This is a genomic window from Gordonia sihwensis (assembly GCF_029632925.1).
In the GTDB taxonomy this organism is placed as follows: Bacteria; Actinomycetota; Actinomycetes; order Mycobacteriales; family Mycobacteriaceae; genus Gordonia; species Gordonia sihwensis.
The window spans coordinates 3644293-3667126 of record NZ_CP121248.1; the positions used below are offsets into that span (position 1 = coordinate 3644293).

General features: G+C 66.9%; 24 protein-coding genes. 10 read left to right on the forward strand and 14 right to left on the reverse strand.

Annotated features, from left to right (window positions below; genetic code table 11):
- Positions 1-28 precede the first annotated feature (28 nt).
- The 3 genes from topA to P5P27_RS17365 all read right to left on the reverse strand — a co-directional run bounded on the left by topA (position 29) and on the right by P5P27_RS17365 (position 4160).
- The gene (gene topA, locus P5P27_RS17355; RefSeq protein WP_278125262.1) at positions 29-3082 is read right to left on the reverse strand and encodes a type I DNA topoisomerase; all 3054 of its coding nucleotides are present in this window, start codon (positions 3080-3082) and stop codon (positions 29-31) included.
- Positions 3083-3245: 163 nt separating this feature from the next.
- Positions 3246-3821, reverse strand: coding sequence for a hypothetical protein (locus tag P5P27_RS17360; RefSeq protein WP_039868129.1), 576 nt, complete (start codon positions 3819-3821; stop codon positions 3246-3248).
- A 135-nt stretch (positions 3822-3956) separates the two neighbouring features.
- A complete protein-coding gene (locus P5P27_RS17365; RefSeq protein WP_006898129.1) occupies positions 3957-4160 on the reverse strand; it encodes a cold-shock protein in 204 nt (67 codons plus the stop codon).
- Positions 4161-4466: 306 nt separating this feature from the next.
- Between P5P27_RS17365 and P5P27_RS17370 the strand changes: the two genes are divergently transcribed.
- Positions 4467-6779, forward strand: coding sequence for a DEAD/DEAH box helicase (locus P5P27_RS17370; RefSeq protein WP_278125265.1), 2313 nt, complete (start codon positions 4467-4469; stop codon positions 6777-6779).
- A 20-nt stretch (positions 6780-6799) separates the two neighbouring features.
- Here the strand turns inward: P5P27_RS17370 and P5P27_RS17375 are convergent, their stop codons facing one another.
- The 7 genes from P5P27_RS17375 to P5P27_RS17405 all read right to left on the reverse strand — a co-directional run bounded on the left by P5P27_RS17375 (position 6800) and on the right by P5P27_RS17405 (position 10092).
- Positions 6800-7171 carry an Rv3654c family TadE-like protein gene (locus P5P27_RS17375; RefSeq protein WP_278125267.1) on the reverse strand — a complete coding sequence of 124 codons (372 nt, stop codon included), beginning with the start codon at positions 7169-7171 and terminating at the stop codon, positions 6800-6802.
- Positions 7146-7505, reverse strand: coding sequence for a TadE family type IV pilus minor pilin (locus P5P27_RS17380; RefSeq protein ID WP_278125269.1), 360 nt, complete (start codon positions 7503-7505; stop codon positions 7146-7148). Before P5P27_RS17380 ends, P5P27_RS17375 begins: the two co-directional genes overlap by 26 nt.
- Before the next feature lie 57 nt (positions 7506-7562).
- Entirely contained in the window at positions 7563-7784 is a 222-nt protein-coding gene (locus P5P27_RS17385; protein ID WP_278125271.1) for a DUF4244 domain-containing protein, read from the reverse strand.
- Between the two features lie 122 nt (positions 7785-7906).
- Positions 7907-8473, reverse strand: coding sequence for a hypothetical protein (locus P5P27_RS17390; RefSeq protein ID WP_278125272.1), 567 nt, complete (start codon positions 8471-8473; stop codon positions 7907-7909).
- A gap of 100 nt (positions 8474-8573) precedes the next feature.
- Positions 8574-9140: a type II secretion system F family protein gene (locus P5P27_RS17395; RefSeq protein WP_006898135.1), complete on the reverse strand. Its 567-nt coding sequence runs from the start codon at positions 9138-9140 to the stop codon at positions 8574-8576.
- Complete coding sequence (locus P5P27_RS17400) at positions 9137-9937, reverse strand: type II secretion system F family protein (protein WP_006898136.1); 801 nt, start codon at positions 9935-9937, stop codon at positions 9137-9139. Before P5P27_RS17400 ends, P5P27_RS17395 begins: the two co-directional genes overlap by 4 nt.
- Positions 9934-10092 (reverse strand): hypothetical protein, encoded by a 159-nt coding sequence (locus P5P27_RS17405; protein WP_278125276.1) that lies wholly within the window; start codon positions 10090-10092, stop codon positions 9934-9936. The genes P5P27_RS17400 and P5P27_RS17405 overlap by 4 nt, the downstream gene beginning before the upstream one ends.
- Before the next feature lie 184 nt (positions 10093-10276).
- Here P5P27_RS17405 and P5P27_RS17410 point away from each other — a divergent pair, with 184 nt between their 5' ends.
- The 5 genes from P5P27_RS17410 to P5P27_RS17430 are packed head-to-tail and all read left to right on the forward strand — an operon-like array spanning position 10277 to position 16106.
- A complete protein-coding gene (locus tag P5P27_RS17410) occupies positions 10277-10987 on the forward strand; it encodes a hypothetical protein (protein WP_006898138.1) in 711 nt (236 codons plus the stop codon).
- Positions 10988-11045: 58 nt separating this feature from the next.
- Positions 11046-12269: an XRE family transcriptional regulator gene (locus P5P27_RS17415; protein ID WP_006898139.1), complete on the forward strand. Its 1224-nt coding sequence runs from the start codon at positions 11046-11048 to the stop codon at positions 12267-12269.
- Between the two features lie 21 nt (positions 12270-12290).
- Entirely contained in the window at positions 12291-13490 is a 1200-nt protein-coding gene (locus tag P5P27_RS17420) for a tyrosine-type recombinase/integrase (protein ID WP_006898140.1), read from the forward strand.
- Positions 13480-15726: a tyrosine-type recombinase/integrase gene (locus P5P27_RS17425; RefSeq protein ID WP_278125280.1), complete on the forward strand. Its 2247-nt coding sequence runs from the start codon at positions 13480-13482 to the stop codon at positions 15724-15726. The genes P5P27_RS17420 and P5P27_RS17425 overlap by 11 nt, the downstream gene beginning before the upstream one ends.
- Positions 15723-16106: a hypothetical protein gene (locus P5P27_RS17430; protein WP_006898142.1), complete on the forward strand. Its 384-nt coding sequence runs from the start codon at positions 15723-15725 to the stop codon at positions 16104-16106. Before P5P27_RS17425 ends, P5P27_RS17430 begins: the two co-directional genes overlap by 4 nt.
- A gap of 119 nt (positions 16107-16225) precedes the next feature.
- Here P5P27_RS17430 and P5P27_RS17435 read toward each other — a convergent pair whose 3' ends face one another.
- Genes P5P27_RS17435 through P5P27_RS17445 form a run of 3 tightly spaced genes read right to left on the reverse strand, consistent with a single transcriptional unit; the run spans position 16226 to position 18810 of the window.
- Positions 16226-16387 carry a hypothetical protein gene (locus tag P5P27_RS17435; RefSeq protein ID WP_156150509.1) on the reverse strand — a complete coding sequence of 54 codons (162 nt, stop codon included), beginning with the start codon at positions 16385-16387 and terminating at the stop codon, positions 16226-16228.
- The gene (locus P5P27_RS17440; protein WP_233500150.1) at positions 16388-16792 is read right to left on the reverse strand and encodes a hypothetical protein; all 405 of its coding nucleotides are present in this window, start codon (positions 16790-16792) and stop codon (positions 16388-16390) included.
- Between the two features lie 53 nt (positions 16793-16845).
- Positions 16846-18810 (reverse strand): heavy metal translocating P-type ATPase, encoded by a 1965-nt coding sequence (locus P5P27_RS17445; RefSeq protein ID WP_039868140.1) that lies wholly within the window; start codon positions 18808-18810, stop codon positions 16846-16848.
- Between the two features lie 96 nt (positions 18811-18906).
- Between P5P27_RS17445 and P5P27_RS17450 the strand changes: the two genes are divergently transcribed.
- The 3 genes from P5P27_RS17450 (at position 18907) to P5P27_RS17460 (ending at position 20415) form a co-directional block, all read left to right on the forward strand.
- Positions 18907-19305: an ArsR/SmtB family transcription factor gene (locus tag P5P27_RS17450; protein ID WP_006898146.1), complete on the forward strand. Its 399-nt coding sequence runs from the start codon at positions 18907-18909 to the stop codon at positions 19303-19305.
- Between the two features lie 144 nt (positions 19306-19449).
- Positions 19450-19659: a heavy-metal-associated domain-containing protein gene (locus tag P5P27_RS17455; protein ID WP_174302307.1), complete on the forward strand. Its 210-nt coding sequence runs from the start codon at positions 19450-19452 to the stop codon at positions 19657-19659.
- Positions 19660-19830: 171 nt separating this feature from the next.
- Positions 19831-20415: a YdhK family protein gene (locus P5P27_RS17460; RefSeq protein WP_278125284.1), complete on the forward strand. Its 585-nt coding sequence runs from the start codon at positions 19831-19833 to the stop codon at positions 20413-20415.
- 27 nt (positions 20416-20442) lie between these two features.
- Here the strand turns inward: P5P27_RS17460 and P5P27_RS17465 are convergent, their stop codons facing one another.
- Positions 20443-20769 carry a hypothetical protein gene (locus P5P27_RS17465; protein WP_231650302.1) on the reverse strand — a complete coding sequence of 109 codons (327 nt, stop codon included), beginning with the start codon at positions 20767-20769 and terminating at the stop codon, positions 20443-20445.
- Between the two features lie 87 nt (positions 20770-20856).
- Between P5P27_RS17465 and P5P27_RS17470 the strand changes: the two genes are divergently transcribed.
- Positions 20857-22752 (forward strand): heavy metal translocating P-type ATPase, encoded by a 1896-nt coding sequence (locus tag P5P27_RS17470; RefSeq protein ID WP_006898150.1) that lies wholly within the window; start codon positions 20857-20859, stop codon positions 22750-22752.
- Positions 22753-22834 lie beyond the last annotated feature (82 nt).

The following is a 22834-nucleotide window of genomic DNA, read 5'->3' on the forward strand; positions in this document are numbered from 1 at the left end:
CGCCGGCCCCGGCAGCCTCGGGTCCCGCTCAGTCCTCGGTCTTCGGCGCCGTCTTCTTGGCGGCCGTCTTCTTCGTAGCCGTCTTCTTCGCTGTGGTCTTCTTCGCCGCAGTCGTCTTCTTCGCAGCCGTCTTCTTCGCAGTCGTCTTCTTGGCCGTGGTCTTCTTGGCCGTGGTCTTCTTGGCGGTCTTCTTGGCCGGACCGCGGGCACGGCGGTCAGCGAGCAGTTCCATCGCCCGCTCGGGTGTGATGGTCGCCACCTCGTCGCCCTTGCGGAGGCTGGCGTTGGTCTCGCCGTCGGTGACGTACGGACCGAATCGGCCGTCCTTGATCACCATCGGCTTCTCGCTGACCGAGTCGTTGCCGAGTTCGCGCAACGGCGGCGCTGCGGCCGCACGACCACGGCGCTTCGGCTCGGAGTAGATCTTCAGCGCCTCGTCGAGCGTGACCGTGAACAGCTGCTCCTCGCTGGTCAACGACCGCGAGTCGGTGCCCTTCTTGAGGTACGGACCGTACCGGCCGTTCTGGGCGGTGATCTCCTCTTTGCTCTCCGGGTCCACTCCCACCACGCGCGGCAACAACAGAAGCTTCAGGGCGTCGTCGAGCGTGATCGTCGAGATGTCCATGCCCTTGAACAACGAGCCGGTGCGCGGCTTCGGTCCGGCCTTCTTGGCAGCCTTCTTCGCCGTCTTCTTCGCGGTCTTCTTGGCCGTCGTCGTGGTCGTCGCGGTCGCGACACCGCCCGATCCGCCGCTCGGCACGTCGTCGAGCGAGACCACCTCGTCCGCGCCGCCGCGCGGTGTCGGCCCGGCCGGAATGGTCGGGACGGGCGCCGACGTCCCCGGGTCCTCGTCCTCGTCGTCCTCGGACGGAAGGATCTCGGTGACGTAAGGGCCGAATCGGCCCTCCTTCGCGACGATCTGGTGTCCGGTGGCCGGGTCCACGCCCAGCACACGGCCCTCCTGCGGAGTCTCGAACAGCTTCTCCGCGACGTCGAGCGTCAGTTCGTCGGGCGTCATGTCCGACGGCAGGTTGGCGCGCTGCAGATCGGGCTCGGCGTCCGGTCCCGCGACGTTGCGTTCCAGATACGGGCCGTACCTGCCCACCCGCACGAACACCGGACGGCCCTGCGAATCATCGAACAGCTTGATCGAGTTCACCTCGCGGGCATCGATGCCTTCGAGGTTCACTCCGACCAGCTTCTTGAGTCCGCCGACGCGGGCCATCGCGCCCGCCGCGTCTCCGTCGTCGTCGTGCTGAGCCTCGTCCGCGCCGAAATAGAACTCGCTGAGCCAGCGGGTGCGGTCGGCGTTCCCCGACGCGATCTGGTCCAGGTCGTCCTCCAGCGACGCGGTGAAGTCGTAGTCGACGAGGCTGTTGAAGTAACCCTCCAGCAGCCCCACCACAGCGAACGCGATCCATGACGGAACCAGCGCGCTGCCCTTCTTCACCACGTAGCCGCGGTCCTGGATGGTGCCGATGATCGACGCGTAGGTCGACGGCCGGCCGATGCCCAGCTCTTCGAGCACCTTGACCAGCGAGGCCTCGGTGTAGCGGGCCGGCGGGTTGGTGGAGTGTCCGTCGGCGGTGAGCGACGCGGCGGTGAGCGTCTGCCCTTCGCGGAGGTTCGGCAGCCGGTTCTCGGCGTCGTCGGCCTGGCCGCCGGCCAGCGCGTCCACAGTCTCGACGTAGGCCGACAGGAAGCCGGGGAACGTGATGGTGCGGCCGGACGAGGCGAAGGTGACCTGTTCACCGCTGGGGCTGGGACCGGCGGTCGCGTGCCCGGTCAGCCGCAGGCTCATGGTGGTACCGCGTGCGTCGGCCATCTGCGAGGCGACGGTGCGCTGCCAGATCAGCTCGTAGAGCCGGAACTCATCGGTGTCGAGCGCCGACGCCACCTGGCCGGGGGTGCGGAACGAGTCGCCCGCCGGGCGGATCGCCTCGTGCGCCTCCTGCGCGTTCTTGACCTTGCGCGTGTACTGACGCGGCGTCGGGTGGACGTAATCGTCGCCGTAGAGCTGACGGGCCTGCGACCTGGCGGCGTTGATGGCCGACTCCGACAGCGTGGTCGAGTCGGTACGCATGTAGGTGATGTAACCGTTCTCGTACAACCGCTGCGCGATCCGCATCGTGCGGTCGGACGAGAACCGCAGCTTGCGGCCCGCCTCCTGCTGCAGCGTCGAGGTCATGAACGGCGCGTAGGGACGGCGGGTGTACGGCTTCTCCTCCACCGACGTCACCGTGAGCGACGCGCCCTCCAGTGCGGTCGCGAGGGCCCTCGCGCGCGCCTGATCGAGCACCGTGACCCCGGTGGCCTTCTTGAGCTGGCCGTCGGCACCGAAGTCGCGCCCGGTGGCGACGCGGTCGTCGCCGATGTTCACCAGGCGGGAGGCGAAGGTCCGCGGCGACGAGGACTCGCCGGCGTCTACGGTGGCGGCGATGTCCCAGTAGTCGGCGGAGACGAACGCCATGCGCTCACGCTCGCGCTCGACGATGATCCGGGTGGCGACCGACTGCACTCGGCCCGCCGACAGCTTCGGCATGACCTTCTTCCACAGCACCGGCGACACCTCGTAGCCGTAGAGCCGGTCGAGGATGCGGCGGGTCTCCTGCGCGTCGACCATGTCGATGTCGAGCTCACGCGGATTCTCGGCGGCGGCGCGGATCGCCGACTCGGTGATCTCGTGGAACACCATGCGCTTCACCGGGATCTTCGGCTTGAGCGTCTCGAGCAGATGCCAGGCGATCGCCTCCCCCTCGCGGTCACCGTCCGTCGCGAGGTAGAGCTCGTCGACGTCCTTCATCAGCGACTTGAGTTCGGAGACAGTCGACTTCTTGTCGGCGGACACCACGTACAGCGGCTCGAAGTTGTCGTCGACGTTCACGCCGAGGCGAGCCCAGGGCTGGCCCTTGTACTTGGCGGGGACGTCGGCTGCACCGCGCGGCAGATCGCGGATGTGGCCGCGAGACGATTCGACGACGTAGTTCCCGCCCAAGTAGCCCGCGATTTTGCGGGCTTTGGTCGGCGACTCGACGATGACGAGACGCCGGACGGCTGAGGATGCGTTGTCGGAGGCGGCCACGGGTGCCCTTCAGTCAGAGAATTGCTGCTCGATGCCGTTGTACCTTATATAACGCGTCTTCTGCACGTCACCTCGGATTGTGGGGTCGGGACGTTGGTCCCGAATGACACACGTCGAGTAGTCCGAACGGACGACACCCGGTGGGGTCGCCGCACCTCACGGCCTATGGGGAAGGCCACACACCTTCCGGAGCCCCGTCCGGTGCGATGCCGACGGTCTCGAGCAGCCGGGTGACCCGCTTGCGACTGGAGATCCGCAGCGCCGGGTGCGGCCCGCGCGTTCCGACGAGGGTCGGTGCGATGCCGACCCGCATGAGCGCGGTCGACAGCGGCGCGTGAGTGTCGGGGGCACTCGGGTCGAGGCCGAGCAGGTAATGAGCGCCGTCCGGGCGGCCGGACGCGAGAGTCCACAGGCGCAGCGCGTGCGGGGTCGGCGTCCACCCCTCAGGAACCGCCTTCACTGCACCGGCAGACCATGCACGGTGCAGCGCGGTGATCCGCGGATTGGCCTCGGTCCGTGCGATCGGGCGGCCCTCCTCGGAGGTCACGATCTCCGCTTCGAGACCGGCGCCGCGGATCTCCGCGCAGATCTCCTCCGCGCGCCATTGCTCCCCGACCACCACGGAGACGCGTGCACCCCAACTCGTGTGCACCGACTGACCCTGTGCCGCAAGTAATCCGGCGAGGTCCGCGATGGCCGGGTCCTCGATCTCCGCAGAGAACAGCGACATCTGACTCACACGACCATGGTACGGCCCGAATGTGACAGTGAGGTCTCCGGCCGACGCGGGACGAAAAGACCGGACTCCCGGCCGCCGAAGCGGTCCGGGAGTCCGGTGAAGTCTTGTGTCGAACCCTGGCGGGCTCAGAGAAGACTAGAGGGCGTGAACGCCGGTGGCCTGCGGGCCCTTGGTGCCCTGACCGACCTCGAACTCCACGCGCTGGTCCTCTTCCAGGGTACGGAAGCCGTTGCCCTGAATCTCGGAGTAGTGCACGAAAACATCGGCGTTGCCGTCGTCAGGCGCGATGAAGCCGAAGCCCTTCTCCGCGTTGAACCACTTCACAGTTCCCTGTGCCATTTACTGCATTCCTTTACATTGCATTGCATCACCCATCGCAACGGAGCCGCGACGGGGGCCTGTTCCGACCGCCATACTTCAACAAGCCTCGCCGTAGGGCGATGAAACCAACTGCAGTACACCGGCCGCAACGAACTTCGATCAGATCGGAGCATGCGACCGCCTTAAGCTAATCACGTTCCTCACGCCAATGACACCCTCATTCGGCAGGTCGTTCGGCGACACGCCGGAGAAGGCGCCAAAGTCCCTGCGTACCATGGGTGCTTCGGGCAAGACGAATTGAGGGCAGTGAGGCGAGAACACGGCATGTCGCAGCGTGGTTACGGCAGCGAACTTCTCGGCCGCACCCTCGAGGGAACGCCGGAGGGCACCGCGGGACTCACGCACATGTCGGTGATCGATCCCCGCGGCGCGGAGTTCACCGATTGGCCCGACTGGGTGCACCCGGCGGTGCGCGAGGCGTTCGTCGAACGCGGAGTGCAGCGTCCCTGGCGTCACCAGTCCGAGGCCGCGAGCCTCGCCGCCGGCGGTCGTCACGTCTGTGTCTGCACCGGCACCGCATCGGGAAAGTCCCTCGCCTACCAGCTCCCGGTGCTCACCACCTTCGCCGACGACCCCGACTCGACGGCGCTCTACCTGTCCCCGACCAAGGCTCTCGGGACCGACCAGCTCCGGTCGGTGGCGCAGTTGATCGCCGGCCGGCCGGAGTTCGCGCACCTGCAGCCGTGCGCTTACGACGGCGACACCGATTCGGAGCTGCGTCAGTGGGCGCGGCAGCATTCCCGGTGGATCTTCACCAATCCCGACATGCTGCAGATCGGCATCACCTCCACCCACCCCCGATGGCGGCCGTTCTTCGCGAAGCTCCGCTACATCGTCGTCGACGAATGCCACCACTACCGCGGCGTCTTCGGCTCGCACACCGCGCTGGTGCTGCAGCGGGCACTGCGGATCGCGCGGAAGTACGGCGCCGACCCCGTCGTGATCGGGGCCAGCGCGACCGTGTCGAACCCGGCGCAGGCCCTGTCTCGGCTGATCGGCGAGGACGTCGTCGCCGTCACCGAGGACGCCTCGCCCCACGGTGAACGGACCGTCGCCATGTGGGAGCCGGGTTTCCTCGAAGAGGTCACCGGGGAGAACGAGGCTCCGGTACGCCGCTCCGCAGGATCGGAGGCGGCACGACTGCTCGCCGACTTCGTCATCGAAGGCGCACGCACCCTGTGCTTCGTACGCAGCCGGCGAGGCGTCGAGGTGACCGCGGTGCGGGCCCGGCAGATCCTGGCCGAGACGGCACCGGAGTTGGTCGACCGCGTCGCCGCGTACCGCGCCGGATACCTCGCCGACGATCGGCGCCGGCTCGAACGGGCCATCTCCGAAGGCGAATTGCTCGGTGTCGCGACCACCAACGCCCTCGAACTCGGCGTCGACATCTCCGGGCTCGACGCCGTGGTGGTGGCCGGCTACCCCGGAACGGTCGCCTCCTTCTGGCAGCAGGCCGGACGCGCCGGTCGGCGGGGCGAGGGGTCGATCGTCGTGATGGTGGCCCGCGACGATCCGCTCGACACCTATCTGGTGCACCACCCCGAGGCACTCCTGGAGCGCGCGGTGGAGGCCACCGTCACCGACCCCACCAACCCGTTCGTCCTCGGTCCGCACATGCTGTGCGCGGCGACCGAGTTCCCGCTCACCGAGGCCGAAGTCGCGGCCTTCTCCGCTGAGCAGGTGGTGGCCGACCTCGCCGCCGAGGGCAAGCTCAAACGACGCAAGGCCGGCTGGTACGCGGCACCCGGGCTCGACCCGCACGGCGACATCGACCTGCGCGGCGGCATCGGCGGACAGGTGCTGATCGTCGATGTCACGTCCTCCCGTCTGCTCGGCACCGTCGACACCGCCCGCGCCATGACTTCGGTGTACCCGGGAGCGGTGTACCTGCACCAGGGCGAGAGCTTCGTGGTCGACGAACTCGATCTCGACGACGGCCTCGCACTGAGTCACCCCGAGGAACCCGATTGGACGACGTCGGCTCGCCAGGTCAGCGACGTGTCGATCCTCGAGACCGTGGACCGCCGCGAGTTCGGTCCCCTCACCGTCGCTCTCGCATCGGTCGTCGTCACCAGTCAGGTGGTCGGTTTCCTCCGCAAGTCGCTCAGCGGCGAGATCCTCGACTCGGTTCCGCTCGACCTGCCGGAGCACCGACTCGAGACCCGCGCCGTGATGTACACCCTCACGCCCGAGGCGATGATCGACGCCGGCATCGCACTCGACAAGTTCCCCGGCGCACTGCATGCCGCCGAGCACGCGGCCATCGGAATGCTGGGGCTCGTCGCGACGTGCGACCGCTGGGACATCGGCGGACTCTCCACCGCGCTGCATCCGGGAACCGGCTTGCCGACCGTGTTCGTCTACGACGGTTTCCCCGGCGGGGCGGGCTTCGCCGATCGCGGGTACGAGGCGTTCACCGAGTGGGTCGCAGCCACCGAGGCCGCCGTCTCCTCATGCGGCTGCGACACCGGCTGCCCGTCGTGCGTGCAGTCCCCGAAGTGCGGCAACGGCAACGAACCGCTGGACAAGGAGCACGCGATCAAACTGCTCCGCCTGATCGGCCGTCTGCACACGTAGCTCCGGGCCGACCCGCGGCCCTACGGCGACTCGACCGGCCCCGCCCGCGCGACCGCACGTGCCTCACGAATACCGAAGCGACCCAACCGAACCCTGACCGCGACGGACAGCTGCACGTCGTCGCCGTCGACCACGCAACCGGTCATCCTCGGACCCCCCTCCTGCCTCGACATCAGCTGCCGCGCGGCCGCACACGCCTCCCCGTCTCCACTGACCCGCACCGCGGCGGCCGCCAGTGCGGACAGGTCCGCCGCCGACTGCGCCCGATGCCTCGCCACCACCGCTGCTCCGGAATACAGCATCGCCACCAGCAGGAACCCCAAACCCGCGATCACCGCGGCTCCGGCGACGGTCGAGAATCCCTCGTCAGCCTCCGTCCGCCGAACGCTCATCGCCGTCCCCCGGTCCGCCCGCCTCATCGCCGGTCGGCTCGCGAGCGGCCACCGCCTTCGCCGAGACTCTGACGAAAGGAAGCAGCGGGACGTCCGCCGACACCTCGACCACCACCCGGTCGTTCTCACCGGACACCGCGATTCCCGCACCGGCGGGCGCCACCTCCGCGCCCACGCTGCGGGCCGACTCGTCTCCCGCGGCCGTCAGCCGCGCCACCTCGCGTGCCGCATCGGTGCACCGGATCTGCGCCGACACCGCGGCCACCGCTCCAAGGCCGATGAGCAGAAACGCCGCTATCGCCGCGAGTGCATAGGCCGCCTCCACGGTTACCATCCCGGACTCGTCGCGGGCGCACCGCCGGATCAGCGCGACCGTCCGGCCACGCACGGCTCACCCCGCCGACGTGCTCAGCGCCTTGCCGATGATCCCGGTCAGTGCCGAGAGCACCGAATCGCCGGTGACCACCGTGTACAGAAGCGCCCCGAACGCCGCCGCCGCGATCGTGCCGATCGCGTACTCCGCCGTCGACATGCCCTCCTCTTCGACCGCGAGCCGGATCGTTAACTCCCGAATCTCCGTCCAGCGTTGCCGCGCGGCCCCCGGAATCGTCATGACGTCCCCCTTCTTCGTCGATGAAACCCTGCATCACTTAGACGCGCGAAAGGCCGGATCGGTTCCGACGGCGGCGGTAGGGCGTGTCGGCGAAGAACTGCGCGCGGGCCGACGTCGGCCGCTCACGCCCCGCACACCACCGACCGGCCGAATCTCGTCGAGCACCAGTCGGCGAACCCGGGCATGTGGAGCACCGTGACACCGTCCTCCGCCGACGGCGCCAGGACCGCGGTCCACGACGTGCCGGGCTGGTTTCCGAGCGGTTCGCCCGTGTGCCAGGTCATGGTGTCCAGCGTGACGACGATGCCGTTGCCGTGCGCTCCCCACGTGGCGGTCCACTTCTCCACATTCGCGGCGCCGGAGGCCAGGGTGACCAATGCGGTCCCATCCGGCTGCAGCGTCATCTGCCGTCCGTGCCCGGTCCACTCCCCGTAATAGCTCGACAGATCCGACCTGGGAGAGGTCTCCGTGGCCGCCTCGGTCGTCTCCGTCGACTCAGTCGGCATGACCGTCACCGTGGGCGACCCACTGTCGGTCACGGGCGCGACCGACTTCGTGACCGTGACGACCGTCGACGGGGCGCTCTGCCGCACGGCGCGGTCGCCGTTGTCGCAAGACGCGACTCCGACCGCCAGCAGCGCCGCTCCGGCCGCCACGGCCATCCATCGGGTGACTGCACGTGTATCCATGTACGAAGCGTGCGCGTCCGGGCGAGAAGAGGAAAGAGCGGCAGAACCGAATTCTGCCGTCTGAATGACCCGGGACGCCCGGCACGGGCGCACGCCTCCGTCACACGCCCGCGAGGAGTCCCGACGCCAGGCCGATCACCACCGGCGCGATGCCCAGACATACGAACGCGGGAAGGAAGCACAGCCCCAGCGGTCCGCTGATCTTGACTCCCGCACGTTCGGCCGCTTCGAGAGCGGCGTTCTCCGCACGCCGCCGTGTGCCGTCGGCGAATCCCGAAACCACGTCGGCCACCGCCGAACCCGCTCGCGATGCCCTCCTGATCAGCGCCGCGAGTTCCGCGAACTCCGGGCTGTCGGACTCTGCAGCTGCCCAGGCCTGGTCCGGATCGGAGCCGAGCGCCAGGAGTTCCGCGGCTCTGGTGAGCGACCTGCCCAGCACCGGCGGCGACGTCCGGGCCGCGACCGCCGCCGCGGTCGCCAGCGGCAGTCCGGACCGGAGGCACACCGCCAGCGTGTCGTAGCCCGCTGCGATGTCGAAGGGATCCGGCGATCCTCCGGCCTCGTCCCCCGCACCGGTCTGCTCGGACTCCCGGACCCGGGCGAGCACCCACCCGGGCGGTGGCCACGCGAGCAATGCCGCCGCCAGAAGCACCAGCGCCGCACTCACGGCGCCACCGCCCTATTCGTGATCCGCCCGGCCCATGCGAGTCCGGCGACCGCCAGCAGCGTGCCGATCACCAGCAGAACACCGCCCGTCCCCGTGCCCAGCAGCACTCGAGCCGGGTCGGCTCCCATCGCCTGTCCGAGTACCAGTCCGAGCATCGGCAGACCTGCGAGAACCGCCGCGGTGGCGCGCGGCCCCGCGAGCCCGGCTCTGGTCCGCGCGGCGAAGTCCTGCCTCGACAGGAGATCCGACCGCAGCGCGGCGAGCACCTCACCGATGGGCAGCCCGAACTCGAGCGACATGGCCCATGCCTGCGCCAGACGCCGGACCGGGTTCGACGCGGTGGACGGGGGTGGTCCCGGATCGCCGCCGAGTTCGGCCCGGGCCGCCATCCGGGCCAGTTCGTCCGCGACCGGTCCGGACGACCCGGACTGCAGCAGGTCGGACGCTGCGGCGCGACACGCCTGGACCACAGGGGCACCGACCGACAGTTCGGCTCCCATCACTCCGAGCGCGGCGATCAGCTCGCCCATGTCGCGATCTCGCGCAGCGTCCCGTCGCGTCTGCCTCCGCTGCCGGGTAATCGCACCGGCCACCAGCGCCCCGGCGACACCGGGTGCGACGCCGAACACGATCAGCGCGCCCGCGGGCAGCGCCCAGACCGTCAGCCAGGGGTCGGTCCGCCGGCGCGAGCCCCGATCGGCACGACCGCAGAGTTCCTCGAGTCTGCGGTGAGCCTGCGGCGCCGGCCACAGCAAGACGGCGGCCGCTGCCGCGAGGAGCAGCGGAATCACGGTCACGACCGACTCCCGATGAGCCGCACGAGAGCATCCCGGCGGTCGGTGAAACCGGTTCCGGCCCGCCACGCGGGCACCACCCGGACCAGCCCGGCTCGATCCCGTTCCACCACCCCGATCTCGGTCATCGACCGTCGACCGCCCGCGGTCCTGGCCATTCCGAAGATCACCTGGTCGCGTTATCTGTAGTAGCAAGACAAGATGAGTTATAAATATGCCCTTGACCTTTGCATTTATTGTTATCTACATGTATACTATTAGGTATCAACCGAGTATTCAGATGCGAAAACTTTCATCGGTGAACCTATTGATATGTAGGAACGGATATGAAATTCTTCATGCATGAACCTCAGCCAACTCCAGGCCAAGTGCGACCAGCTGGTCGAGCAGTTCAACGGCGAGTTCGTGGTGTTGCGGCGCGACCTGGCCGACGCCGTTCAGGCGGTTGCCGACCTCTGGGAACCTGTGGTGACCGAGCACGGCGGGACCGTGTCGGACCTACACGGAATGATCCACTGCACGGACGTGCGCGGGATGCTGTTGCTTCGCACTGTGGGTTTCAGGAATCCAGATTCTCCGCCGAAGCCTGGCGTGTTCGCGATGCGTTACGGGCAGGGGATGTCAGCACTGCTCGAGGACCAGCGAGGGACCAGCATCCGGGTCCGGAAGATGCCGGCGTCGGTCATCCCGGAGCAGGGCGAGCGTCTAATCGTGCGCACCGGCCCGGTTCCGGTGACTCCCGACGAGCGGGACTCCGGCCCGGCGGAGGCCGACTGGGTGCTTCCGTTCCCTGTTCCCGATCCGGAGCAGCAGATTCCCTCGGGCCCAGTGGAATGGTTCGTGCTCTACTCGTTCACGCCGGACTCGGTGCAGGTGGCCGAGGTTTTTCTGGCGGCGGTGGTCGGGATCGATTCATCGTCGACGGTGGCGATTTTGGCGTCGACTCCACTCCCGCGGCAAGTGCAGCCTCGTCAGGTCGTCGCCGAGAACGACGACGACTTCGGCGACCTGCTGGGCAAGGCTCAGGAGGGCGACGGTCCTTCGCCGGCCTAGCGGAATTGTCAGACCCGGTCGCTACCGTCAGTCGGCGAGTGTTTGAATCGGGGACGTTATGACCACATGTGAGGTGTACGGACTCAGGGTCCGGCAAGCGAGACTGCTCCGACGGATGACCGCCAAAGAAGTACTCGCGAAGATGGGCTGGTCTGGTGCGCGGTTGACGCGGATGGAGCGCGCGGAGACCGTCGAGTTGGCCGTCCAGGACGTCGATCATTTGAGTGAGGTTCTGCGGTTTCCTGCGGAGTTCTTCACCACCGCACCGGTGTCGCGGGTCGAGCCGTCGGATCTGTCGTTCCGGGCGCCGAAGGCGATGACCGCTGCCGAGAAAAATCGGATGGCGCAGGTGATGGCGTTGTCAGGTGACTTCCTGCTCCAGTTGCATGCTGCGCAGAAGTTGCCGCCCTTACTGATTGAGCCCAGACCGACGTTGGATCCTGTCGCTGCGGCCGCGGCGGCCAGGGAGATGCTCAATGTCGGACCGGATGCGCCGATTGCGGACCTGACTCATCTGATGGAACGAAGTGGGATCCCGGTGATGATGCGGAGTGAACGATTCGGATCCCAAGGCCTGGAAGGCAATTCACGCGGACGTCTGGAGAAGCATCTCGGGTGCTCGGTGTGGATCGGAGAATTCCGGGAACGGCCTCTGGTCGCGTCGCGGGAGTTGGACTCGTGGGAACGGACGCGGTGGACGCTCGCACACGAGCTCGGGCACCTGATGCTCCATCGCAATGCCGGTGAGATGACCGACGAACGCGAGCAAGAGGCCTCGCGATTCGCTTCGGAGTTCCTGGCGCCGTACGCGCATGCGTCGGCATCGTTGCGTAGTGCACCGTCGTTGGTGAATCTCCTTCCGGTGAAGATGAAGTGGGGCATCTCGCTCGGCGCATTGCTGCGCCACTTCTACGAGTCCGGCGCCATGGACGAGCATCGTTACGAGACGCTGCGCAAGCAGTTGTATACGCGGGTGAATCCTGATACCGGGTTCACCTGGGGCCGCACCGAACCGGGCTGGGACGATCGGCTTCCCGAGCGTCCTCGCCTGATGAGCAGGTGGGTCGAAGCGGTGTACGGCACCAAATCTGTGCAGGCTCTGGCCGCACGCCGATTGATCCTGCCGGTCGATGTGATCGGCGAGTTGATGGTCGGCCAGCGAGGGCCGGCTCAGAAGGCTGTAGCAACGCCGGCGTCAGCGGCCGCGCCGTCGGTCACCGGCCGCCGCGGCGCGGTTGTCGAGGTCGACTTCGCCGGCGCTCACCGTTCGCGGCAAGCGTGATCGTCGGCGGAGGTGGCGGTGATGGCCCGAGCACAGCGAATGAGATTCCCTGACCGGCCCGACTCCTACACCGTCGTCGACGACACCGGTCTACCCGTTCTGCCTGCGCACGAGTTCCTGCGGTTTCTGCGCGATCAGGACCGCTCACCTAATACCGTCCGCGGCTACGCCCGTGGCCTGGGATACTGGTGGACTTTGCTTGAGCATGTCGGCGACGAGTGGGACCAGTTTCCGGTGTCCCGGTTCGGCGACTTCCTGACCTACCTGCGGTACGGGGACCTGCCCGGCGTGACGCGACTGTCCGAGCGGGAGAGGTGGCTCGCCGAATCCTCGGTCGCCACCTACAGTGCTGCTGTGCTGGCGCTGTACACCTTCCACGCCGATGCTCATCACCTGATCGAACCGTATGAGCGGCTCTACAGTGCCCGCCGGACCCAACGCTGGGCGAGCCCCTACAAGGGCTTCCTCGACGGTGTCGGCCCGCACCGCGATCACCGGCGGCCGTTGTACCGGACTCGGCTGCCGAACCAGTCTGCGACGCCGGTCCTGGATCCAGCGCAGGTGGTCGCGATCCTCGACGACTGTGCGGTCCAGACCGACACCGGCTGGACCGGCGGCCCTGTCGGACTCCGCGACCGACTCATGATGGCGGTCCTGGCCGAGACCGGCATGCGCCTGGGTGAAACGTTATCGTTGCGGCACAGTGACTTCCACATCACTGGCGGCGTCACCCCATCCATCGACATCGTCGGCCGCGATGATCATCCTCACGGCCTGCGCGCCAAAACCGGGGCTCGCCGCATCTACATCGGTGACGACTTGGCCGCGCTCTACACCGAGTACGTGTGGATGCTCGTGCAGATGTGCGCTGACGTGCTCGTGGAGAACCTGGATTCACATTTCGTGTTCGTCAATCTCGTTCGCGGGCAGCAGTTCGCGCCGATGCGGGTGGAGACCGTGTACGCCCGGGTCGACCAGGTGCGGCGCCACCATCCCGACACAGTGCCGGCCGACTGGTCGCCGCACTGGCTGCGTCATACGCATGCGACCGCGTTGCTCCTCAACGGGACTCCGCCGCACGTGGTGATGCGGCGCCTGGGCCACCAGGATGTGCAGACCACTCTCTCGACCTACGGATGGGTGACCGAAGACGCGCAGATGCGGTCCCTGTCGCAGTGGAAGAACTACGTCGCGGGCTGGAGGGGAATCCATGACACCTGACCACACCCCGCGGCTGATACCTGCCGACGCCGCAGATCCCTCCGGGGACTCTTTGTGGGAGGCGCAGTGGGCGCGGGTCCCCGATCAATGGCGGCAGCTGCGGTACCGCATCGACCAGGCGCCCGCCGATCGCGTGTTTCTGCTCAATCGGCGGTACCTGCGGAACCCGGACGGGCACGACTTCACCCCGCAGTCGGTTCCGCTGCGCTTGCAGCAAGAGCTGGCGTGGTGGGTGTGGCTGTGCGGTGCCGACGGACTCCGCAAGATCGAACCGTCCCTGCTGCGCTGGTTCTCCCTGACGTTGACCGCGGCCGTCGCCGACTATCAACGAGTCCACGGTGATCCACCGACGTCGGTGACCGACCTGGGTGTCGCGGACCTGACCCGGTCGGCGCTGGTGGGGTTCGAGCAGCGCAATGCCCGCCTGGCGTCGGCGAACTCGCGCCGCAACATCACCAACTTCATCGAGCAGATGCACCTGCACGTCAGTGTCCGCTGCGGCACCAAGCCGTGGTGGGAGCACGACATCTGGGATCTGCGAGCCGATCGGCGGATCCCGCAACGCGAGCACGAACCGGCCCACGACAGAGCGCTACGCTTGGACACCCTCGAACCGCGCTGGCTCCGCGACGGTGTCCGCTTCTGGTTGCGGACCGCGCTGAGCACCGAACTGCTGCGGTGGTCGTCGGCGGTGGAGCGGGCCCGCACCCTGTCCCGCCTTCTCGGGCCGTTCCTGCAGGCTCAGGGCATCGACGATCCAGTGATCAGCACCGACCCCGCAGTATTGCGTCAGGTGTTCACCGACTTCTCCGGCTACCTGCACTCACCGCAGGCCTGTGCCCGGCCTGGGCGATTGTTGTCGGCGTCGGCCGTCGACGAGGCCCGCAGCCAGACGCAGGTGTTCTACACGTTCATGGCCGACCACGCCCCCGAAGCCGCGGCGGCGACCGGCGATCGTCGCTGGCTGGCGGTCTCGGCCGCGCACACCCGGCTGTGGGGGCCGGCGTTCCGGACTCGGCACTCCTCCCGCGTTCGGGAGTTGACCTGGTACAGCACCAGCGAACTGCAGCAGATGCTGTGCTACCTCGACGTCCTGTCCGCCGACCGCGGATTCCCGGTGTCGATCACCCACCCCGACCGAACCCTATCGGTCGTTGCCGGCCTCGGTGACCCGCAGACCGCCCGCATCTGGCTGCTTCAAGCCCTGACCGGCCGCCGAGCCTCGGAGATCCTGATGCTCGACCACGAACCCCTGGAGGCGATCCCTGGCATCGAACGTCCCGTAGACAGTAACGACCCCGATGCGTTCGTCGCCAAACTCCGGTACCAGCAGACCAAGGTCGACGGCGTCATCCCGACGATCCTGGTTGAGCAGGCCGTGGTGAACATCATCGCCGAACAACAACAGTACAACCGAGACCACTACCCGGACCTGACCCCGAAGTACCTGTTTCTCGGGGTCCGGCACCAATTTCAGGGGCAACGCCCCCGCCCGTATGCCTCCTACCGATCCGCACTGGCCAAACTCGACCGAGTCCACGGACTCACCGACAGCGCCGGAAACCCTCTGAGGTTCACCCAAACCCACCGGCTCCGGCACACCCGGGCGACCGAGCTCCTCAATGACGGCGTCCCCATCCACGTCGTGCAGCGCTACCTCGGACACGCCTCACCCGAGATGACCCTGCGATACGCGGCCACCCTCGCAGCCACTGCGGAAGCGGAGTTCCTCAAGCACAAGAAGATCGGCGCCCACGGCGCCGACCTGGGCATCAGCCCCACCGACGTCTACGACATGACCCAACTGTCCCAACGCACCGACCGCGTCCTCCCGAACGGCGTCTGTCTGCTGCCGCCCTTGCAGACCTGCGACAAAGGCAACGCCTGCCTGACCTGCGGTCACTTCGCCACCGACCGCACACACCTCGACGAACTCGCCGACCAGCGCACCCGTACCGAGTCGCTTCTCCAGGTGCGGCGCCGCCAATACCACGAGCGCACGGGTCGGCAACTTTCCGACGAGAATGTCTGGGTCCACGAACGTCTCCGCGAGATCGCCTCGCTCGATGCCATCATCGCCCGACTCGCTGCCGAAGAGGACCAGGCATCGGCCGATCGCGATTCTGCGGTGGCCGGGGCCGGCACCTCCGATCGGCGACCGCTGCTGCAGATCCAGACTCGAGGGCTGCACGAGATCGCACTAGGGAAAGCTGAGAACCGAGGTAATGGGGTATGACGCCACCGACTGATCAGGCGATCGCCGCGCTCAACGCCCACGCACAGCAGCGCTCCGCCGACGTCCGGACTCGGATTGAGAAGGCCCTCACCGCCATGCGGAGATCGGGGGCCACAATCAACATCAACGCCGTCGCTGTACGTGCCGGCGTCACCCGCAAGACGATTTACAACCATCCGGACCTGCGGGAGAAGATCCGCGCCCACACCACCATCGCCCCGCCACCCGAGGCTGCAGCCACCGACAGCTCCATCGTGTCGGCGCTTCGCGCTCAGTTAACGGCCAACGATGCCGAACTCCGTCGCCTCCGCGCAGAACTTCGCGCCAAGGACGTGCTGATCGCCAAACTCTACGGCCGGCTAGACACGGCGGACGAGTGACGACAGACCGCCGACGATTCTCGGGTAACCGGCGCACGTCCCGTCCCACGGTTCGAGAACGTCATTGCGCACATCGCGCCCAACCGTAGGGCCATCGGCTGATTCGTCTGTTCGCCAGCCTAGTCAGCAGGATCGAGGAGGTCGTCAATGACGGCATCCAGTCGTCGCCGAATGTGCTGTGGCGGTCCCACCACGGAGTCGACGAGGATCTCGGCCTGAGCAACGGCATTGATTCGACTGCCGATCCGCCAGGAGGCCGCAAACGCGGCGTCAGTGTCCACCTAGCCACCCACCAGAGTTACGGCGGCCGCGATGAGCGTGCCTCGGAAGCGGCCGGGATCGTCGGCGATGACCTGTGCCGGTGCTCGATCATCCAGGCGCGGATTGCGTCCTTGGAACCAGGCTTGGATCAACGATGGGGTAGCGCCGAGCTGGTGTTGCAGGGCCGCCACGCTGTAGGCCACCTTCAAACGGGCTCGGACGTGGTCCGGGACTGCGGCCGCGTGTGTGATGTAGTCGCTGACCGCAGCGGTGCTGGGCGCGCCGGCCAGATACGCAACCAAACGCGCACCGAGCAGCGTGCGCAGTTGGTCGACCAGTGTCGCGTCGTCGAGGGCGTCCAGATGCACTGTCACACGATCGTGGACGGCGGCAACCGAGGGCCGGACCGATTCCATGGATGTCATCGTCGCACACACAAGCCGCCTGATTCGCCGCCGTTTTTCGGAGGCTCCGCTGATCAGTGCCCAATCATTCGTGGCCACGCAGAACGCCGGAGCAGTCGCAGACCATTGAGCCCGACGATGATGGTGGACCCTTCGTGGCCGGCGACACCGAGTGGCAGAGGCAGCGTGCCGAGCAGGTCCCAGAGCACCAGTACCGCAATGAACGTCGCCGCGATGATGAGGTTGGCGACGACGACACGGTGCGCCCGCCGAGCAAAAGCGAGGACCGAGGGCACTGCGGTCAGATCATCACGGACGACGACGACATCGGCAGCCTGCAACGCCAGATCAGAACCGGCGCCGCCCATCGCGATCCCAACCTCGGCCGCAGCGAGCGCGGGCGCGTCGTTGACCCCGTCGCCGACCATAGCGACAGTGCGACCGCCAGCGTGCAGGGCGGCAATGGCGTCCGTTTTGCCCTCCGGGAGCAATTCAGCATGGATGTCAACGATGCCCACGTCGGCCGCGACGCGTTCCGCGGCTTTTGCGTTGTCACCGGTCAACAGGACGGTACTCACTCCATCGCCAGTCAGAGCGACCACGCTGGCGGCCGCGTCGACGCGTTGCGAGTCGCCCAGAGCCAACACTGCGATAGCCGCCCCGTTGTCGACGACGATGACCGCGGTGTCGCCTCGCGTTTCGGCGGCAGCAACGAGTTCGGCGACCTCGACCGCCGCGGGGGTGTCCGAGGTGTGTGGAGACACGACCGCGATCTGGTGCCCGCCAACAACGCCGGTCACACCGCTCCCCGGCTGCGCGGCAAAGCCTTCCACCGGCGGGACCGATAGCCCTCGCTCATGGGCAGCTGAGACGATGGCCGCCGCCAGTGGGTGTTCACTGAGTGACTCGACGGCTGCGGCGACGCTGAGGACCGTGTCGATGCCGTGGCCGAGGTCGAGGCCCTGCCCGGTGAGGTCGACGGTGGCCAGGACAGGACGGCCGGAGGTGATTGTGCCCGTCTTGTCGAATGCGACAGTGTCGATCGTCGACAGATTTTCCATGACCACCGCTGATTTGATAAGGACGCCGCGGCGACCTGCGTTGGCGATGGCGGCCAGCAACGGCGGCATGGTCGCCAAGACCACCGCGCACGGCGACGCAACGATCATGAACGTCATCGCTCGCAGCAAAGACGGCTGCAGTTCGGCACCGAACGCGAGCGGAATCGCGAACACCAGGAGCGTGCAGGCCACCATGCCGATCGAATACCGCTGTTCGACCTTGTCGATGAACAGCTGTGCTCGCGCCTTCGTCTGCGACGCTTCGGCGACCATCGCCGCAATACGCGCGACGACCGAGTCGGCGGCAGGCCGGTCAGCGCGGATTGTCAGTGCGCCGGTGCCGTTGACCGTACCGGCGAAGACCTCGTCGTCGACCCGCTTGATCACCGGTAGCGGCTCCCCAGTAATGGTGGCCTGATCGACTTCACTGGCACCGTCGATGACGGTGCCGTCGGCGGCGATACGCTCACCGGGGCGGACCCGGATCACGTCGCCAACGACCAACCCCGCGGCGTCAACGATCTGCTCGTGCCCGCCGGCGCCAAGGACCGTGGCCCGACTCGGCGCAAGGTCGAGCAGTCCGCGCACCGAATCCTCGGTGCGAGCCGTCGCCCAGGCCTCCAAGGCGCCGGAAGTCGCGAAGATGACGATCAACAGGGCACCGTCGGTGACCTGCCCGATCGCGGCAGCACCGATCGCGGCCACAACCATCAGCAGGTCGACGTCGAGAGTCTTCTCGCGCAACGCCTGCAGACCGGACAGCGCCGACTCCCACCCACCGACGACATAGCAGGCCAGATATAGCGTCCACCACACTGCCGGCGCCGTGCCGCCGAGCTGCGCGGCCAGCCCGGCCACGAACAACACCAATGCGGCCACTGCCCATCGGACCTCGGCAAGGTCCCATGGACGGGTCCGCGCCCCGGCATAGCCACGCCTCGCGGCACCCCTGCTTTGGTCGACCTGTGTCGTCGCCATGTCCATCCCGGGTCACTCTCTCTGGTTCGAATCAATCACCAAATCAGAATATATGAACACCTCTTCATGTGAGTAGTGCGAAGTATGATGTTGATCATGGGACACCGGATCGGCAGTGGCGGCGAGACAACGACCTCACTCGACGCGGCGACCGCCGACCGCGTCGCCACCACCCTGCAGGCTTTGGCGACTCCGAGCAGGCTGCGGATCTTATCCGAGCTTCAAGGCGGAGCCATGGCTGTGGGAGAACTTGCGGCGGCCGTGCAGATGGAGCCGTCCGCGGTCTCGCACCAACTACGACTGTTACGGAACCTGGGCCTGGTCACGGGGGTACGCAACGGCCGCAGCATTGTGTACAGCCTCTATGACACCCACGTCGCTCAACTGCTTGACGAGGCCGTTTATCATAGCGAACACCTCCGTCTCGGTCTCACTGATCAGTACACCGCCGAGACGCCCGAACGGTCACGTGCAGACGTAGTCAACCGCAACTGACCGAGTCGCCCCACACCTGGCAGCTCTCGCCAGGTCGCCTGACCTGCGATGCGCGGCGGCACTCTTGCATCACGGCCGGCGGCAGGTATATCGTCATCGGAACATCATACCCCCATGGGGTATCAACTGGAGAGGTGGGAAGACATGTCGTCGAGCGAGTATCAGGTAACAGGCATGACGTGCGGGCATTGCGAGGCCTCGGTGCGCGAGGAAGTCGCAGCCGTAGAGGGTGTTCAGGACGCTCAGGTGAGCGCGCAGACCGGCAGGCTCGTGGTCACCGCCGTCGGCCTCGTCGACGAGGCCGCGGTGGTCGACGCAGTCACAGCGGCCGGCTATTCGGCAGTGCGGATTTGATGGACGCCAGCTCGCGTCCTGCTGTCGGCGTGACGTTCGCGGGTTAACGCACTTTTACACCTTCAGCCCTGTGCGGCCGCCGAGCAAAGCGCAATCGGCCGACAACGGAGAAAACGGCGATGCACCACACCGGTGCGTCGTTCGGTGAGATCAGAGTGGATAGGAGACCACATGCGCAAGCCTCTCATGACGGCCGTCTCGGCCGGAATACTCGTCGGAGTACTGGTTCTGGCCGGTTGCAGTGCCGGCGAAAGCCAGGACCACCAAGGCCATGACAGTGGCAGCATGGCCAGCAGTGCCGGAGCAATGAGCGATTCGCCGATGGACCACCCGATGGACGGCGGACCGGCACCTGCCGGCATCAAGGCGGTCTCAGCACCCAAGTTTCCGATCGGCAGCCAGGTCATGCTGACCGCAGACCACATGGCGGGCATGGACGGTGCGCGGGCCACAATCGTCGGCGCCTTCGACACCTACACCTACTCGGTGAACTTCACCCCGACCACCGGCGGCCAGCCGGTCAAGGATCACAAGTGGGTAGTCCAACAGGAGATCAAAAACGCAGGAGATCGACGTCTGGCCGATGGCACCGAAGTCACCCTTGAGGCCGATCACATGACGGGCATGAAGGGGGCGAAGGCAACAATCGCCAGCTCCACCGACCAGACCGTCTACATGGTCGATTACGAGGCGGACGGCATGACGATGACCAACCATAAGTGGGTCGTCGAGAGCGAAATTCAACCGACGTCTTGAGCCGGGGGGTGGTGACGACTTCAACAGTCACCAACCCAGCTGGGGAATGACGATGAGGAAGGCAGCAGGATGACTGACCCCCACGCGCACCACCACCACCGAGACGTCGGCGGCGCCCCCATACACGGCGTCGACCGCCATGACGCGGCAGTGCCTGAGAGCCACAATGCTGTCGCAGACCCACCGCACAGCGGGCACAACGAACACGGCGAGCACGGTCGAGATCACAACGACCACGCCGACCATCACGGAGAGCATGGCACCCCCGGCGGGCGTAGCGGGCACCTGGACCACGACAGTGGACACGGAGACCACAGTGGGCACCGGGACCACCACGGTGCGCACGGGGGGCATGGTGGGCACGGTGACCACGTCGGGGAGTTTCGCCGACTGTTCTGGATCAACCTCATCATCGCGGTTCCGGTAATCGCCTTCTCGCCGATGTTCGCGATGTTGGTCGGCTACTCGGTCCCCGGCTGGGCCGAATGGATCGCGCCCGCGCTCGGCACCGTGATGTACCTCTGGGGCGGCTGGCCGTTCCTGGCCGGCGCTCTGAGCGAGCTGCGGACGCGGAAACCCGGGATGATGCTTCTGATCGCACTGGCGATCACGGTGGCGTTCTTCGCGTCCTGGGCGGCGACGCTGGGACTTGTCAGTCATCAACTGGAGTTCTGGTGGGAATTGGCGCTGCTGATCGTCATCATGCTGCTGGGCCACTGGATCGAGATGCGGTCGCTGGCCCAGACCACCTCGGCCCTGGACTCCCTGGCCGCGCTTCTGCCCGACCAAGCAGAACGTGTCCGAGACGGGCAAATCGAGGCCGTGGCCCCCGCCGATCTGGAGGTCGGCGACACCGTCGTCATTCGCCCCGGCGGGGGCATCCCAGCCGACGGCCGGATCGTCGAGGGGCGTGCGGCGATGGACGAATCGATGGTCACCGGTGAGTCCCAGACGGTCACCCGCAGTGTTGGCGACACCGTGACCGCGGGGACGGTCGCTTCCGATTCAGGACTACGAATCGTGATCACGGCCACCGGCGACGAGACGACTCTCGCCGGGATCCAACGGCTTGTCACCGATGCTCAGAACTCGTCGTCTCGTGCTCAACGACTCGCCGACACCGCGGCCGGATGGCTGTTCTGGTTTGCCCTCGGAGCCGCGGCGATCACCGCGATTGTGTGGACGGCGATCGGCTTGCCCGATGATGCGGTGGTTCGCACGATCACCGTCTTGGTGATCGCGTGCCCGCACGCTCTGGGCCTAGCGATTCCGCTCGTCGTCTCGATTGCGACCGAGCGTGCGGCCCGGGGCGGCGTACTCGTCAAAGACCGACTTGCGTTGGAGAGCATGCGGACGGTCGACAGCGTCCTATTCGACAAGACCGGCACGCTCACCCGGGGCGAACCCACTGTCACGGATGTCTTTGCCGTCGACGACGTCGACGAGGATCAGTTGCTGGCGTTGGCGGCGGCCGCTGAGTCCGACAGCGAGCATCCCCTCGCACGCGCGATCGTCGGCGCCGCCGATCGCCACAGCCTCAGAGTCCCGACCAGCAGCGATTTCTCCTCATCGCCCGCAGTGGGGGTCACCGCGACGATCGAGGGAACGACAGTGCGGGTCGGGGGCCCGCACCTGCTCGCCGAAGAACACCTCAACGAACTGCCTGTCGCTGATCGCTGGCGTGCGGACGGGGCGATCATCTTGCATGTCATTCAAGACCGGCGGCTGATCGGCGCATTGAAACTCGCCGACGAGATCCGCCGCGAGTCACGCGAGGCTGTCGATGCGCTCCATGCGCAGGGCGTCGAGGTCGTGATGATCACCGGTGACGCTGAAGCTGTCGCGAATGCCGTTGCTCATGAACTCGGCATCGACCGTGTCTTCGCCGGTGTCCGTCCCGAAGACAAGGCCGCCAAGGTGCAGGAACTGCAGACCGAAGGTCGCAGGGTGGCGATGGTCGGAGACGGGGTGAACGATGCTCCCGCGCTCGCCCAGGCCGACATCGGTCTGGCGATCGGCGCAGGTACTGATGTCGCTATCGCCTCGGCCGGTGTCATCCTGGCCAGCGACGATCCCCGCTCCGTGCTCTCGGTGATCGAACTGTCGCGAGCGGCGTACCGCAAGATGAAACAGAACCTGTGGTGGGCGGCCGGTTACAATCTGATCTCCGTCCCGCTCGCGGCCGGAGTGCTTGCACCCATCGGATTTGTCATGCCGATGTCGGTGGGCGCGATCCTCATGTCGTTGTCGACCATCGTCGTGGCCCTGAACGCACAACTGCTGCGCAGACTCGACCTGCATCCAGGATCAACGACGCGCGCAGTCTTGGACCGCTAGCCGGGTTAGTCCGCCGCCGGCCACCGTCAGCACCCGGGCATCGATCACTCTCACCATTTACTAAGCAAGTTAGTACTACTCT